Origin of the sequence: Burkholderia sp. SCN-KJ (assembly GCF_024656005.1) — a bacterium.
Lineage (GTDB): Bacteria > Pseudomonadota > Gammaproteobacteria > Burkholderiales > Burkholderiaceae > Burkholderia.
Window position 1 is genome coordinate 73,098 of record NZ_JANKOG010000011.1, and the last position, 15,961, is coordinate 89,058.

The 15,961-nt window shown below is 66.7% G+C and carries 11 protein-coding genes; 2 read left to right on the plus strand and 9 right to left on the minus strand.

All coding sequences use genetic code 11. The annotated features are described in order from the left end of the window. Positions 1-62 precede the first annotated feature (62 nt). Entirely contained in the window at positions 63-1,892 is a 1,830-nt protein-coding gene (gene aceK, locus NQV17_RS19470) for a bifunctional isocitrate dehydrogenase kinase/phosphatase (RefSeq protein WP_257773517.1), read from the minus strand. 337 nt (positions 1,893-2,229) lie between these two features. Between aceK and NQV17_RS19475 the strand changes: the two genes are divergently transcribed. After that, entirely contained in the window at positions 2,230-3,306 is a 1,077-nt protein-coding gene (locus NQV17_RS19475; RefSeq protein WP_044846184.1) for an MBL fold metallo-hydrolase, read from the plus strand. A 176-nt stretch (positions 3,307-3,482) separates the two neighbouring features. On the opposite strand, the gene NQV17_RS19480 is transcribed toward NQV17_RS19475, so the two are convergent. The 6 genes from NQV17_RS19480 to argS all read right to left on the minus strand — a co-directional run bounded on the left by NQV17_RS19480 (position 3,483) and on the right by argS (position 11,623). Beyond that, a complete protein-coding gene (locus NQV17_RS19480) occupies positions 3,483-5,123 on the minus strand; it encodes an ABC-F family ATP-binding cassette domain-containing protein (RefSeq protein ID WP_257773518.1) in 1,641 nt (546 codons plus the stop codon). 192 nt (positions 5,124-5,315) lie between these two features. Further along, positions 5,316-6,911 (minus strand): ABC transporter substrate-binding protein, encoded by a 1,596-nt coding sequence (locus tag NQV17_RS19485; RefSeq protein ID WP_124571790.1) that lies wholly within the window; start codon positions 6,909-6,911, stop codon positions 5,316-5,318. Positions 6,912-7,321: 410 nt separating this feature from the next. Beyond that, positions 7,322-8,095 (minus strand): SDR family oxidoreductase, encoded by a 774-nt coding sequence (locus NQV17_RS19490; RefSeq protein ID WP_044846187.1) that lies wholly within the window; start codon positions 8,093-8,095, stop codon positions 7,322-7,324. Positions 8,096-8,114: 19 nt separating this feature from the next. Beyond that, on the minus strand, positions 8,115-8,756 hold the full coding sequence (locus tag NQV17_RS19495) for a thiol:disulfide interchange protein DsbA/DsbL (protein ID WP_044846188.1): 642 nt from the start codon (positions 8,754-8,756) through the stop codon (positions 8,115-8,117). A 69-nt stretch (positions 8,757-8,825) separates the two neighbouring features. After that, the gene (locus tag NQV17_RS19500; RefSeq protein ID WP_257773519.1) at positions 8,826-9,728 is read right to left on the minus strand and encodes an SPOR domain-containing protein; all 903 of its coding nucleotides are present in this window, start codon (positions 9,726-9,728) and stop codon (positions 8,826-8,828) included. Between the two features lie 113 nt (positions 9,729-9,841). Next, entirely contained in the window at positions 9,842-11,623 is a 1,782-nt protein-coding gene (gene argS / locus NQV17_RS19505) for an arginine--tRNA ligase (protein WP_257773520.1), read from the minus strand. A 200-nt stretch (positions 11,624-11,823) separates the two neighbouring features. Here argS and NQV17_RS19510 point away from each other — a divergent pair, with 200 nt between their 5' ends. Next, entirely contained in the window at positions 11,824-12,147 is a 324-nt protein-coding gene (locus NQV17_RS19510) for a DUF1840 domain-containing protein (protein ID WP_044846191.1), read from the plus strand. Between the two features lie 366 nt (positions 12,148-12,513). On the opposite strand, the gene NQV17_RS19515 is transcribed toward NQV17_RS19510, so the two are convergent. After that, complete coding sequence (locus NQV17_RS19515; protein WP_257773521.1) at positions 12,514-13,059, minus strand: hypothetical protein; 546 nt, start codon at positions 13,057-13,059, stop codon at positions 12,514-12,516. 149 nt (positions 13,060-13,208) lie between these two features. Further along, the gene (metH, locus tag NQV17_RS19520; RefSeq protein WP_257773522.1) at positions 13,209-15,926 is read right to left on the minus strand and encodes a methionine synthase; all 2,718 of its coding nucleotides are present in this window, start codon (positions 15,924-15,926) and stop codon (positions 13,209-13,211) included. Positions 15,927-15,961: the final 35 nt, after the last annotated feature.

Below are 15,961 nucleotides of genomic sequence, written 5' to 3' on the forward strand. Positions count from 1 at the left end.
CGGTGTGGATTCCGTTGGCGGAAATCAGGTCGATAACGGTCTAGGTTCGATCGGATGGTGCGTCAGGCGGCGCGCTGCGCGTCGCTTGCGACGCCGCCGGCGTCACCGGCGTCCGGCGTCGCGTCGAAGCGCGCGGGGTAGCGCACGCTGAAGCGCAGCGACACGTCGTACGGGTAAAAATCGGGCAACTCGCCCTGCAGCAGCTTGTCCTTGCTGGCCTGCCACAGCTCGGGTTCGAAAAAGTCCGCGTGATGCTTCATGAAGACCGTTCGCACGCGCGGGTCGCCGAGCAGGAACGGTCCATAGGTTTCCGGAAAGATGTCGTGCGGGCCGACGGTATACCACGGTTCGCCGGACAGTTCGTCTTCCTCGTTGCGCGGCGGCGGCACGCGCCGCACGTTGCAGTCGGTCAGGTATTCGATTTCGTCGTAGTCGTAGAACACGACGCGGCCGTGGCGCGTGACGCCGAAGTTCTTGTAAAGCATGTCGCCCGGGAAGATGTTGGCCTTCATCAACTCCTTCACCGCGTTGCCGTACTCCTTCACGCCGTGCTCGACGTCCGCGTCGGTGCCGTTCTGCAGGTACAGGTTGAGCGGCGTCATGCGGCGCTCGATGTACAGGTGCTTGATCACGAGGTTGCCGTCCTCGTATTCGAGCAGCGACGGCACTTCCTTCTCCAGCTCGCGCACGAGCGCATGGTCGAGCCGCGACAGTGGCAGCGCGACGCTCGAATACTCGAGCGTATCGGCCATTCGCCCGAGACGGTCGTGGCGCTTCACGAGCTGGTACTTCTCCATGATCTGCGCGCGCGTCGTTTCCTTCGGCGGCGGGAACTGATCCTTGATGATCTTGAACACGTACGGGAACGACGGCAGCGTGAACACGAGCATCACGAGGCCCTTGATCCCGGGCGCGATGATGAAGCGGTCGCTCGAATGCGACAGGTGGTGCAGCAGGTCGCGGTAGAACAGGTTCTTGCCCTGCTTCTGCAGGCCGACCGACGTGTAGATCTCGGCTTTCGGCTTGCCCGGCATGATCGTGCAGAGAAAATCCACGTACGCGGACGGCACGCCCATGTCGACGAGGAAATACGAGTGCGAGAAGCTGAAGATGATCTGCAGCAGGTCGCGGCGCAGCAGCACGGTGTCGAGCGCGAGCAGGCCCGGGCGCACGTGGCGGATCGGCACCGCGAACGGCAGCACGCGATCGGCGTTGATGATGCGGCCGACGATGTACGCGCTCTTGTTGCGGAAGAACAGCGACGACAGCACGTGGATCTGGAAATTCGGCGCGGCGTCGAACTGGCCGAATTCGTCGCTGATCGCCTGCATCACGCAGCCGATGTCGCGCGTGAGATCCTCGAACGGCGGCTCGAGCTGGAAGTTCGTGACGATGCGCTCGAGCGTGGCCGCGAGCCCGTCGGTGCCCGGGTAGTACGCGCGATAGGTCGGCTTTGCGGCCGGCTCGTCGTTCTCGAGGTATTCGGTCGAGATCGCGGGCCGCACGAAGATGAAATCGTTGTTGAAATAGGAGCGGTGCAGGATCTTGCAGCACACCGAATTGAAGAACGTTTCCGCGCACTCCGGCTGGCGGTGCGACGTGAGCAGGCCGATGTAGTGCAGCTTGATCTGCTGCCACACCTCGTCGTCGATGTTCTCCGCGTCGTATTCGTCCTCCAGCACCTCGACGCATTCCTGCACGCGATCGTCGTACGACGTGATCCGCTCGCGCGCGAGCCGCTGCAGGCCGTGCCAGTCGGCGCGCTCGAATAGCGTCTTCGCCTCGACGGCGGCTTCCCGGAAGATCCGGTAGTGGCGGTCGAAGTATTCGAGCATCGTCTGCGCGACGTCGAAGCCGATTTGCGACGACAGCAGTTTGGGGAAGTGATTCATCGCGTGCAGGCTCGTTGAAGAGGGGCTGTAAGCACTCGCCATTTTAGCGCCCAAGTCGGCGTTTCAATGACTTTCGGGGTCCGGCGCCCAAGCGCCGTCAATGGGCAGGTTGCTCGCCGTTGCACGCCGTTCGATGCATCTTCGCGTAAAGATACGGGTACGGAACGGATTCTGACACGAACTTTTTTTGGCCGTCCGGCGCGCGCCGGCACGCGTTTCGCGCGACGGCGATAGAATCGACGCGATGCCTGCCGCGGCATGCCGCGCGCACCTGCACTTGCATTCGCACCCGCGCCCGCATTCGCATTCGCACCGATAACGACGAGACACCCCACCGATGAACGCACTGGAACACCAACTCGACTATCCCTTCGCCGACACGCTGCCCGCCGCGGGCGACACGTTCGAGGTCGCGCCCGGCGTGCGCTGGCTGCGCATGCCGCTGCCGTTTTCGCTCGATCACATCAATCTCTGGCTGCTGCGCGACGAGATCGACGGACAGGCCGGCTGGACGATCGTCGACTGCGGTATCTCGTCGGATGCGATCCGCACGCACTGGGAACAGATCTTCGACACGCATCTCGACGGGCTGCCGGTGCTGCGCGTGCTCGTCACGCATTGCCATCCCGATCACTTCGGCCTCGCGAACTGGATCTGCGAAGGCGGCGACCGGCGCCGCTGGAACGTGCGGCTGTGGATGACGCTCGGCGAATACATGTTCGGCTGCCTGATGGCGGCCGGCAACGGCTCGAACGCCGGCGGCGCGGCCGCCGCCGATCACTTCGCGCGTCACGGGCTGACCGATCCGGCCGCGCTCGACAAGCTGCGCAACCGTCGCAGCTATTACTCGGACCTCGTGCCGGCCGTGCCGCCGCGCTACCGGCGCCTGCGCGAAGGCGACCCGGTGACGATCGGCGCGCGCACGTGGCGCGTCGTCACCGGCTACGGCCATTCGCCTGAACATTGCGCGCTCTACAGCGAAGCGGACGGCGTGCTGATCTCCGGCGACATGGTGCTGCCGCGCATCTCGACCAACGTGTCCGTGTTCGATCTCGAACCGGAAGCGAACCCGCTCGCGCTGTACCTCGAATCGCTCGGCCGCTACGAGACGATGGCGCCCGACACGCTCGTGCTGCCGTCGCACGGCAAGCCGTTCCGCGGCGTGCGCACCCGCATCGCGCAACTGCGCGCGCACCACGACGCGCGGCTCGACGAAGTGCGCGTCGCCTGCGCGGAGAAGCCGGCGAGCGCCGCCGACATCGTGCCGATCATGTTCCGCCGCCGCGAACTCGACATCCACCAGATGACGTTCGCGCTCGGCGAGGCGCTCGCGCACCTGAACCTGCTGTGGCTCGCGGGCGAACTCGTGCGCGAGCAGGGCGACGATGGCGTGATTCGCTTCGCGCGGGCCTGAGCGCTGCCGGCCCGACGTTCCCTCGATTTCAGCGTTCAAGCCGGTCCGTTGCCGCTCCAACAACGCGAAATCCGTCGTCCCGACCGGCAAAGGCTTGCTCGAATCGGAGCGGCTCGTCAGGCAGCGGTTCGTCGAATCGGACATCACGCGAAACGACGAACGGCCGTGAGCGTCAATCACGCGACGGGTTCGTAACGCCACCCGTCGCGCTGCCATTGCATCGTGTGCGTCGGCTCGAGCGCCGCGAGAAACGCGGCGTCGTGCGACGCGATCACGAGCGCACCGGGGAAGCCGGCCAGCGCGGCTTCGATCGCGCGCACAGATTCGAGGTCGAGGTGATTGGTCGGCTCGTCGAGCAGCAGCAACTGCGCGGGCGTGCCGCGCCACAATGCGCACGCGAGCGCGGCTTTCAACCGCTCGCCGCCGCTCAGGCGCTGCACCGGCTGCGTCGCGCGCGCGGCATCGAGCTGCAGCAGCGCGAGCCGGCTGCGCAGGTCGCCTTCGGCGAGCGGCGTATCGAGGAATTCCAACTGCTCGACGATCGAGCGCTCGGGATCGAGCAGCGCGAGCCGCTGGTCGAGATACGCGGCGCTCACGTGCGTCGCGCAGGTGCCCGAGCGCGGCGCGAGTTCGCCGGCGAGCATGCGCAGCAGCGTCGATTTTCCGCAGCCGTTCGGGCCCGTCAGCGCGATGCGCACGGGGCCGCTGGCCGACCACGTGATCGCGTCCGCACGCCCGGCGGTGCGCCACGGCGGTTGCGCGCGCTCGAGCGTGAACAGCTGGCGGCGCGCGCTGACCTCGGTGCCCGGCAGCGACACGAGCACCGGCGCGTCGGCTTCGACGCGCGCGGCTGCGTCCTGCACGCGTTCGTCGAGCGTCGCCTTGAACGCGCTCTGGTCGCGGCGCACCTGCCCCATGATGTTGCGCGCGGCGCCCTTGCGCCGCTGCTTCGCGCCCGACGACAGGTTGGCCGTCTTCGCATCGCGCAGCGAGCCGGCGGCGTGGCGCTGGATCGTGTCGTGTTCCTGTTCGAGCCGGCGCCTGGCGCGCCCGCGTTCGGTGCGCGCATGCTCGAGCGCGGCCTGCGCAGCATCCTGTTCCGCGTCGCGTTGCGCGCGATACAGCGCGTAGTTGCCGCCGTAAGTACGCACGCCGTGCGGCGTCAGCTCGACGATGCGCTGCACGTGCGCGAGCAGCGCGCGGTCATGGCTGACGATCACGACGCCGCCGCGCCAGCCGTCGAGTGCCATGCGCAGCCACGCGCGGCCCGACGCATCGAGATGATTGGTCGGTTCGTCGAGCACCAGCAGCCCGGCTTCCGACAGCAACGCGCCGATCAGTGCGACGCGCGCGAGCTGGCCGCCGCTCAGCGCGTGCGCCGGCGTGTCGGCGCGCACGTCGTGCAGGCCGGCCGCGTCGAGCGCCGCGCGCAGCCGCTCGGCGAGGTCCCAGCGATCGCCGATCAGGTCGAAGTCGTGTGCGCTCGCGCGGCCGTCCGCGAGGCGCGCGAGGGCCGCGAGCGGCGCATCGAGCGCGGCGATTTCCGCGACGGTCTGCGTGCCGGCCGTTGCGTCATCGTGCTGCTGCGCGACGTAGGCGACCGACGTCTGCCGGTCGATCGCGCCCGCGCTCGGCGTGCGCCGGCCGGCGATCAGTTGCGCGAGCAGGCTCTTGCCGGCGCCGTTGCGGCCGACGATGCCCGTCGGCGTGCGGTCGATGGAGAGGTCGAGCGAATCGAACAGCGTGACGCCGTCGTCGAAGCGGAAGGAAACGTGATGAAGCGCGACGAGCGCGCCGGTCGGCGTGGCCGCAGCCATAAGCACCTCCGAAAATGCGTGAAACCCTTCGCGCGCGGCGTGCGAGGCACGGCGGCGAAAACATTTTTGGGAAGGCTTAGTTGTTCACTTCGGCTGGCGTCCGGTATGAGGAATGAGCGCGCAGTGTAGCAAGCGCGGCGCGCGCGCCGCAAGCGGCGGGCCGGGGCGCCGTCGCTTGCGCGCCACGCGCGGTTACTGCACGGCGACTGCCGCGAAGTTCTGCCGGCCGAACGGGCTGACGTGATAGCCGCTCACGTTCGCGCGCGTGAGCGCGGCCGCGGTCGGGTAGCCGAGCGGAATCCACAGCGCCTCGTCGTGGATGATCTTCTGCGCGGATTCGTACAGCTTCGCGCGCTTGCCCTGGTCGGCGGTCGACTTGCCGTCGGCGATCAGCTTGTCGAGCTGCGCGTCGCAGAAGCGCGCGAAGTTGATGCCCGACTTCACCGCGTTGCAGCTGAACAGCGGCGACAGGTAGTTGTCCGGATCGCCGTTGTCGCCGGCCCAGCCCATGAACAGCATGTCATGCTGGCCGAGCTTCGCCTGCTTGATCAGCTCGCCCCACTCGATCACCTTCACCTCTGCCTTCACGCCGATCTTCGCGAGGTCGGCCTGCAGCAGTTCCGCGCCGGCCTTCGGGTTCGGGTTCAGCACGCTGCCGGTCGGGCGCGTCCAGATCGTCGTCGAGAAGCCGTTCGGGAAACCGGCCGACGCGAGCAGCTGCTTCGCCTTCGCGGGATCGTACGCATACGGCGCGACGTCCTTCGCGTAGCTCCACGTGTTCGGCGGATACGGGTTGTTCGCGGCCGTCGCCGTGTTGTCGAACACCACCTTCAGGTAGGTCGCGCGATCGAACGCGAGGTTCAGCGCCTCGCGCACCTTGTCGTTGTCGAGCGGCTTCTTCTGCGTGTTCAGTGCGACGAACGCGGTCATGAACGCGGGCGTCTGCACGACCTTCAGCGCGCCTTCGCCCTTCGCGGCGAGCACGTCCTGCGGTTTCGGCGACAGCGCGATCTGGCATTCGCCGGCCTTCACCTTCTGCATGCGCACCGACGGGTCGGGCGTGATCGCGTAGATCAGCCGGTCGACCTTCGGCTTCGCGCCCCAGTAGGCCGGGTTCACGTCGTAGCGGATCAGCGCGTCCTTCGTGTAGCTCTTCAGCACGAACGGGCCGGTGCCGATCGGCTTCGCGTTCAGGTCGGCCTGCTTGCCGGCCTTCAGCAGCTGGTCCGCGTATTCGGCCGAGTAGATCGACGCGAAACCCATCGTCAGGATCGGCACGAACGTCGCGTTCGGCTCGTTCAGCACGAACTTCACCGTGTTGTCGTCGACCTTCGTGACCGACTTCACGAGTTTCACGAGGCCCATCGACTGCGCGTGCGGGAAGCCGCTCGCGCCGGCCACCTTGTGCCACGGGTTCGCATCGTCGAGCATCCGCGAGAACGTGAACACGACGTCGTCCGCGTTCAGCGGGCGGCCCGGCTTGAAGTAGTCGGTGGTCTGGAACGCGACGTTCGGACGCAGGTGGAACGTGTACGTGAGGCCGTCGGCGCTCGCTTCCCATTTGTCGGCGAGCGCGGGCACGACCTTCTTCGCGGCTTCGTCGTACGACACGAGCGTATTGAAGATCACGTCGGCCGATGCGTTGGTCGTGACGAGCGAGTTGTACTGCACGACGTCGAAGCCGTCCGGGCTCGATTCCGTGCAGACGGTGAGCGGCTTGGCGGCGGCGAGGCCGGGGGCGGCGAGGGCGGCGGCGACGGCGGCCGCGGCGAACAGCTTGACGTGCATAGGTTCTCCCACGTTGCTTGTGATTTTTGCTGGGTATCGGAATGCGGGCGTGGCCCGGTAACAGGCGGGGCCGGCGCGGCTGGCGGATAGCATACCGTCAAAGCGCGCGGTGCGTGAAAAAAGGCGCCTGAACGCAGCGAATTGAGCGAGAAACGGCTGCGTTCGCGACGGAATGCGTGCTGGGGCGGCGCAGCGGCGGGGAGATGAGACAGGGGCGACGGCGAACGACCGGCGGCCGAGATTGGGGGCGGGGAGAGCGCAGGCCAAAGCGGATCGGCGAGGATCGGTGCCGATCGACGCGAATCGGCTGGATCACCGAATCACCGAATCACCGAATCACCAGGATCGCCGCGCCGGCTGCGGCGAGTCGTGTGCAAGGAGGAGCGGTGCGTGCGACGTTGGCGCCGCACTCAATGCGCGCCGGCCTTCGGCTTGCGCGGTGCCTTCTCGAACAGGCGGTCGTACAGCCAGCGCGGCAGCACGTGCAGCACCTTCGCGACGACGCCCATCTGCCACGGAATCACGCGGAACGCGTGCTGCCGCGCGATCGCGCGCGCGGCGCGGGCCGCGAAGCGGTCGGCGTCCATCAGGAACGGCATCCGGTACGGGTTGTGCGCGGTCATCGGCGTGCGGATGTAGCCGGGCGCGATCGTCACGACGCCGACACCGGCCGGGCGCAGTTCGACGCGCAGCGCCTCGAGATACTTGATCGCGGCCGATTTGGACGCGCTGTACGCGCCGGAACCGGGCAGGCCGCGCACGCCGGCGACGCTCGCGACGCCGACCAGCGTGCCGTGGCGCGCGGCCGTCATCGGGCCGACGAACGGCTCGAAGGTCGCGACCATCCCGTAGTAGTTGATGTCCATCACGTTGCGGAACGTGGCGAGATCGCCCTGGCCCGTGACGGCGCCCTGGCTGATGCCCGCGTTCGCGATCACGACGTCGGGGCAGCCGTGCGCGGCGATGAACGACGCGGCGGCCGTCGCGAGCGCGTCGGCGTCGCGCACGTCGGCGGAATAGACGGAGACGGACAGCTTGGGAAAGCGTCGCGCGAACGCATCGAGGGCATCGGTGCGGCGCGCGACGAGGGCGAGCGTGGCGCCCTGGCGGGCGTATTCCTCGGCCATCGCGAGGCCGAGGCCGCTCGACGCGCCGGTGATGAAGACCTTCAGCGGAGTAGTCATGCCGGCGCGCGGGCGGGGATCAGAGCTTCTTGTCCTGAACCTGCTTCACGAGGTAGTCGAGCACCTGCGCGGTACCCGGGATGCTGTTCGTGTAAGCCGGGCCCGTCTTGTACTTGCCCTGGACCACGATCGTCGGCACGCCGTCGATCGCGTAGTTCTTCAGCAACTCGGCCGACTGCTTCACCTGGCCCTGCACGCTGAACGAGTTGTACGCGTCCATGAACTGCTTCTTGTCGACGCCCTGCGTCGCCAGGAAGTCGGCCTGCGCCTGCGGCGTCAGCAGGTAGTTCTTCTGCTTGTGGATCGCGTTGAAGATCGCCGGCGTGACCTTCTCCGAAATGCCGAGCGCCGACACCGCGTAGAACAGCTTCGAGTGCGGGAGGAAATCGTCGCGGAAGGCGACCGGCACGCGCTTGAAGTCGATGTTGTTGCCCTGCTTCTTCACCCAGGCCTCGACGGTCGGCTCGAATTCGTAGCAGTGCGGGCAGCCGTACCAGAAGAACTCGATCACTTCCACCTTGCCGGCCGGCGCGGACACCGGCTGCGGCGACTTCATCACCTCGAAGTCCTTGCCGGACACCGGTGCCGCGGGCGAAGCCTGGGCGAAGCCGGCTGCGGCCAGGCCGAGGGACAGAAGGAGCGTGCTAAGCAGTTTTTTCATGTTGTGGACGTCGAATCAGTTGCTCGGGTTACGAAACGTAACGGGTTCTGCGTGGGCGCGGCCGGTTGCTTACTGCTTCGTGAATCGGATCACGGCCGTGTCGACACCTGCATCGGACAGGCGCTGGCGGGCCGAGTTCATATCCTCGAATTTCGAGAACGGGCCGACGCGCACGCGGAAATAGGTCACGCCGCTGACATCGCGCTTCGACACCTTCGACTCGAAGCCCTGGAAGCCCAGGCGCGCGCGCTGCTGCTCGGCGTCGCCTTCCGTCTTGTACGCGCCGACCTGCAGGAAATAGCCGGTGTTCGCGTCGCTTGCGGTCGGCGGCTTCGCTGCCGCGGCGGACGTCGCGGACGGCGCCGGCTTCGGCGTGTTCGCGGCCAGTTGCTGTTGCTGCTGTTTCTGCGCGGCAGCCTGCTGCGCCTGCTTCTGCGCGGCGAAGCGCGCGAGGTCGTCCTCGCCGCCTTGCTGCTGCTGTTGCTGCGCCTGTTGCGTCTTCTTCGGCGGCGGCGGGTTGTCGGCCGGCTTCGGCGCGACGGCGACGCCGTTGCCCGACGACGCGTTGTTCGATGCGGTGGTGTTGCTCGAGCCGCTGGCGTTGCCGGAGCCGTTCGTGTTGCCCGACGGCGGCACTTCGACGATCTGCGGTTCGGGCAGCAGGCCGCCCTGGGTCTGGTTCGCGGCCTGGCCCGGCGCGGTGTTGGGCGGCGCGGATTGCGCGGCCTGCGGCACCGGCTGGCCGGGCGTCTTGCCCTGCAGCGCGCGGTTCGGGTCGAACTGCTGCGGCTGGCTCGCGGCGTTGTCGGCCGGCGGCGGCGCGACCTTCGACACGAACGGCGACGGCGACCGCGTGATGTAGAGCGCCACCACCACCGCGATCGCGAGGCCGACGATCAGGCCCAGCACGATTCCAAGAAATGTCCCTCCGGCTTGTTTCGATTGCTTCGAAGTTCGGCGTGGTTGTGCCATTGCTTGAGTCACCTGCAAAAAGAATCGTGAAAAGGCTGCGACGGGCATCCGGCGGCGGGTGCTCCCGTCGCAGGCGCGCCTGCCGCAGCCATTCGCTGCCCGGTCCGGGCCGCTTACATCTTGGCGGGCGCGGACACGCCGAGCACCGCCAGGCCGTTCTCGAGCACCTGCCGGGTCGCGGCGAGCAGCGCGGCGCGCGCGTTGCGCGGCGCTTCGTCGTCGACCAGCACGCGCTCCGCATTGTAGAACGAGTGGAATTCACCAGCGAGATCGCGCAGGTAGAACGCGACCGCGTGCGGCGCCAGTTCGTTCGCCGCGTGCGTGAGCATGTCCGGATACTCGGCGAGCTTCTGCATCAGCGACACGGCCTGCGGGCTCGTGAGCTGCGACAGGTCGGCACCCGGCAGCTGCGCCGCGTCGACGTTGTAGCGGGACTTCAGTTCGGTGAGCACCGAGCAGATCCGCGCATGCGCGTACTGGACGTAATAGACCGGGTTCTCGTCGTTCTGTTTCAGCGCGAGGTCGATGTCGAACACGAATTCGGTGTCGGCCTTGCGGGAGATCAGGAAGAAGCGGACCGCGTCGCGGCCGCGCGTGATGGTCGCCTCGTCGATCAGGTCGGGTGCCGCTTCCTGGCCCGGCGTCGCGCCGCCCGACCATTCGATCAGGTCGCGCACCGTCACGTAGCTGCCCGCGCGCTTCGACAGCTTCACTTCCTGGCCGTCGCGCATCACGGTGACCATCTTGTGCAGCACGTAGTCGGGATAGCCCTTCGGGATGCCGATGTGCAGGCCCTGCAGGCCCGCGCGCACGCGCGCGATCGTGCCGTGGTGGTCCGAACCCTGGATGTTGATCACCTTCGAGAAGCCGCGCTCCCATTTCGTCACGTGGTACGCGACGTCCGGCACGAAGTACGTATACGTTCCGTCCGTCTTGCGCATCACGCGATCCTTGTCGTCGCCCTCGTCGGTCGTGCGCAGCCACAGCGCGCCGTCCTGCTCGTAGGTCATGCCGGCCTTGATCAGCGCGTCGACCGTCTTCTCGACCCGGCCTTCGCTGTACAGCGACGACTCGAGGTAGTACTGGTCGAATTTCACGCCGAACGCCTGCAGGTCCATGTCCTGCTCGTGACGCAGGTACGCGACCGCGAACTTGCGGATCGCGTCGAGATCGTCGATGTCGCCCGCGCCGGTGACCGGCTCGCCGTCCTTCGCGGCAACCGTCTCGCGGTTCAGGTAGTCGCGTGCGATGTCGGCGATGTATTCGCCGTTGTACGCGGCTTCCGGCCAGCCCGCGTCGCCCGGCTTCAGGCCGCGCGCGCGCGCCTGCGTCGAGATCGCGAGGTTGCCGATCTGCACGCCGGCGTCGTTGTAGTAGAACTCGCGGTGCACCGCGTAGCCCTGGCTCGCGATCACGTTCGCGAGCACGTCGCCGAGCGCCGCCTGGCGGCCGTGGCCGACGTGCAGCGGACCGGTCGGGTTGGCCGACACGAATTCGAGCAGCACCTGCTTGCCCTTTTCGCGATCGGACGTGCCGAACGCGCGGCCCTGGTCGAACACGGCGGCGATCACCGCCTGCTTCGCGGCGGCCGTCAGGCGCAGGTTGATGAAGCCGGGGCCGGCGATTTCGGCCGCGTCGACGAGCCCTTGCGCGGCCGGCTGGGCCGTGAGCGCGGCGACGATCTGCTCGGCGAGCTGGCGCGGGTTCGTGCCGAGCGGCTTGGCGAGCTGCATCGCGACGTTGCACGCGACGTCGCCGTGCGCGGCGACCTTCGGGCGCTCGAGCGTGATGGCCGGGGCGACGAACGCTGCGTCGGCGCCTTTCAGCGCGTGTGCGACCTGCGTGACGCTATCCGCGAGCAGGGCTTCGAGGGTCTGTTTGTGAGCTGGCAGCATGCTGGTAGAAGGCTTCGTTGGTGGCGGCCGGAAACGCGGGCCGGCCGGCGCGCTTTTTAAGCGCGCGTTTCAGGGATCGCAGAATTTTAACAGGTGCTAATATGCCGCTCAGGCGCCCCGCGTCCGCGAGGCCGGACGCCGGCCTGCCGGCGTCCCCCAACCGCGCCGCGCAGGCACAACAAGATGAAAAGGGAATAGTCATGATTACGTTCAAGAGCAAGGCGGCACAGGATCTCGACGTGCTGAAGGATTTCGCCGTATACGTGCTGGGCCTCGTCGGCAAGCAATTGGGCGAACGCGGTGTCATTACGCACGACGAACTGGACCACGCGATCGCGAAGCTGGAAGGCGCGGTCGCGCAGGCGAAGCAGGAGCGTGCCGAGCACGCCGGCCATTTCCACGAGGACGAAGACGACCACGCGCACCACGAAGTGCCGCCGAGCCTGGCGCAGCGCGTCGCACCGTTCCTGACGATGCTGCGCGAAGCGAAGGCCGGTCAGGCCGACGTGCACTGGGGCTTCTGAGCTGTGTAGTCTGGCCGATGCGGATCGCGAGATCGGCAAGGCAACAACGAGCCTGATCGATGCAGGCCTCTCTTTTGTCTGATGAAATCCGGGCCGGGCGGCTGGCCGCTCGCCTTGACCGGCAAGGGAAATTCCTTATAATTCAACGCAAGACTATGTGAAAGCGGGTGCGAAAACATAGTGCCGCCCGGGCAACCGGGTCCCACCTGGAGTGGGTATTTCGTCGATGGACGAAAAGAGAATCCCGCATGCGACGGCTGCCGAAAGGCGGCCGTTGGTTTTTCTACGCACGAATCTTCCGGCCTTCCAGGCTCGCGCGCAGCAAGGTGCGCAACGCCACCTTCCGGGCGTCCCGCTGGCGTTTCGTCAGGTCGCCCTCCAGCGCAGATAGGCGGATTGGACCCGCAGGACAAGCCTGCGCTTTCTCGTCCGATCCTTCGACACCTCGAAAAACACCGCGTACACGCGCTGCGTACCGTCCGACAACACCGTTTCCACCGTGACGAAATTGGGTTGCCGTTCGTCCGCGACGACGATCCGGCGTGCCGGCAGCCCGACGATCACGTCGCGCAACAGTCGTCGCGACGCGTGATACCGGTCGGCGCACAGCACGCGCGTCTCGCGGCCATCGTCATAGATTTCGTCGTCCGGGATCACGTCGCGATCACGCTGGTCCCATTTGAAGCTGCGCGTAAAGCAGTGGTACGAGAACAGCACCAGGACCGTCACGTCGAATCCGGTTTCCAGATCGCAGATGAACGTCAGCGGGCGCAAATGGCTCAGATCCCAGCGCTCGCCGCGGTAGATCGTCGGCGGGAACGAGCTCGCGCTGTCAGCTGGCGTTTCGGTGATCCGGATTTCGAAGGTCGGCATGCGGGAACGATTTTGGGAGAAGGGTGCCGTGCCGCCCACGCGCGCGAGCCCCCGAGGCTTGGCGTTGTCGCGACTTCGCTTCCGGTTATCGAGATTAGGTATCCTGATGAATCGTGTCGTTGTGCGACGCGCCCCTTGATCGGGGCGCGTTGCGATGGAAGCCGCGGATGGCGCCGCGGTCGACGCGGTTAAAGCTGCGGCGCGAGCGCGCGGCGCGCGTCGTCGAGCGACAGCTGCATCCGCTGCGCGTAGTCGTCGAGCTGATCCTGCCCGATTTTGCCGACCGAGAAGTAGCGGCTGTCCGGATGCGCGAGGTAGAAGCCCGAGACGCTCGCCGCCGGCAGCATCGCCAGCGAATCGGTCACGCTCATCCCGATTTCGTCCGCGTGCAGCGCGGCGAACATGTCGCGTTTCACGAGGTGGTCGGGGCAGGCCGGGTAGCCGGGCGCCGGGCGGATGCCCGCGTACTTTTCGGCGATCAGCGCGTCGTTGTCGAGCGTCTCGCCGCTCGCGTAGCCCCACAGCTCGCGGCGCACGCGCGCGTGCATCGCTTCGGCGAACGCTTCCGCGAAGCGGTCGGCGAGCGCCTTCAGCATGATCGCGCTGTAGTCGTCGTGGTCGGCTTCGAACTGCTTTTCCTTCACGTCGACGCCGAGGCCGGCCGTCACCGCGAACATGCCGATGTAGTCGGCGACGCCCGATTCCTTCGGCGCGATGAAGTCGGCGAGCGAGCGGTTCGGGCGCATCACGCCGTCGACCACCGGGCGCACGCTCTGCTGGCGCAGGTTGCGCCACGTCATCAGCACTTCGGAGCGCGACTCGTCGGTGTAGATCTCGATGTCGTCGTCGTTGACCGTGTTCGCCGGCAGCAGCGAGATCACGCCGTTCGCGGTCAGCCAGCGGCCCTGGATCAGGCGCGCGAGCATCGACTTCGCGTCGGAGAACACGCGCCGCGCCGATTCGCCGACGATCTCGTCGTTCAGGATCGCCGGGTACGGGCCCGCGAGATCCCAGGTCTGGAAGAACGGGCCCCAGTCGATGTAGTTCGCGAGTTCGTTCAGGTCGTAATTCCTGAACACGCGGCGGCCGATGAACTTCGGCTTCACGGGCTGGTAGGCCGCCCAGTCGATCTTCGTCTTGTTCGCACGCGCCTCGGGGAGCGTGACCATCGGCTGCGCCTTGCGGTTCGCGTGCTGGTCGCGGATCCGGTCGTAATCGGACTTCAGCTCGTCGAGGTACTTCGCCGCGCCTTCGTCCGACAGCAGGTTCGACGCGACCGACACCGAGCGCGACGCGTCCGGCACGTAGACGACCGGGCCTTCGTAGTGCGGCGCGATCTTCACGGCCGTGTGCACGCGCGAGGTCGTCGCGCCGCCGATCAGCAGCGGGATCTTCTTCACGCGGAAGTAGTCGTCGCGCTGCATTTCGGACGCGACGTACGCCATTTCCTCGAGGCTCGGCGTGATGAGGCCCGACAGCCCGATGATGTCCGCGCCCTCGACCTTCGCCTTCGCGAGGATCTCGTTGCACGGGACCATCACGCCCATGTTGACCACTTCGAAGTTGTTGCACTGGAGCACGACCGACACGATGTTCTTGCCGATGTCGTGCACGTCGCCCTTCACGGTCGCGATGACGATCTTGCCTTTCGCGCGCACGTCGCCGCCCGCTTCCGCGAGCAGCCGCTTTTCTTCCTCGATGAACGGGATCAGGTGCGCGACGGCCTGCTTCATCACGCGCGCCGACTTCACGACCTGCGGCAGGAACATCTTGCCCTGGCCGAACAGGTCGCCGACGATGTTCATCCCGTCCATCAGCGGGCCTTCGATCACGTTGATCGGGCGGCCGCCGGCCGCGGCGATCTTCGCGCGGACTTCCTCGGTATCCTCGACGATGAAGTTCGTGATGCCGTGCACGAGTGCATGCGAAAGCCGCTTCTCGACCGGCTGGTTGCGCCACTCGAGGTTCTCTTCCTTCTTCGCGCCGCCCGCCTTGAACTTGTCGGCGATCTCGAGCAGGCGATCGGTCGAATCGTCGCGGCGGTTCAGGATCACGTCCTCGACGCGCTCGCGCAGCTCCGGGTCGAGATCGGCGTACACGCCGAGCTGGCCCGCGTTCACGATACCCATGTCCATGCCCGCCTGGATCGCGTGGTACAGGAACACGGTGTGGATCGCCTCGCGCACCGGGTCGTTGCCGCGGAACGAGAACGACACGTTCGACACGCCGCCGCTCACCTTCGCGTACGGCAGGTTCTGCTTGATCCAGCGGGTCGCCTCGATGAAGTCGACCGCGTAGTTGTTGTGCTCCTCGATGCCGGTCGCGACCGCGAAGATGTTCGGATCGAAGATGATGTCTTCCGGCGGGAAGCCGACTTCGTTCACGAGGAAATCGTACGAGCGCTTGCAGATCTCGGTCTTGCGCTCGTACGTGTCGGCCTGGCCGGTTTCGTCGAACGCCATCACGACCGCGGCCGCGCCGTAGCGGCGGATCAGGTTTGCGTGGCGGCGGAACGCGTCCTCGCCTTCCTTCAGCGAGATCGAGTTCACGATCGCCTTGCCCTGCACGCACTTGAGGCCGGCCTCGATGACTTCCCACTTCGACGAGTCGATCATGATCGGCACGCGCGCGATGTCCGGCTCGGACGCGATCAGGTTCAGGAAGCGCACCATCGCCGCCTTCGAATCGAGCATCGCCTCGTCCATGTTGATGTCGATCACCTGCGCGCCGTTCTCGACCTGCTGGCGCGCGACCGCGAGCGCCTCGTCGAACTGGCCGTTGAGGATCATCCGCGCGAATGCCTTCGAGCCGGTGACGTTGGTGCGTTCACCGACGTTGATGAAGAGCGTTCCGGACGTGACGTTGAACGGCTCGAGGCCGGCAAGGCGCATCATGTGATCGGTCATGGCGGTGCGAATTCGTGTGATGTAGGGCGTTGATG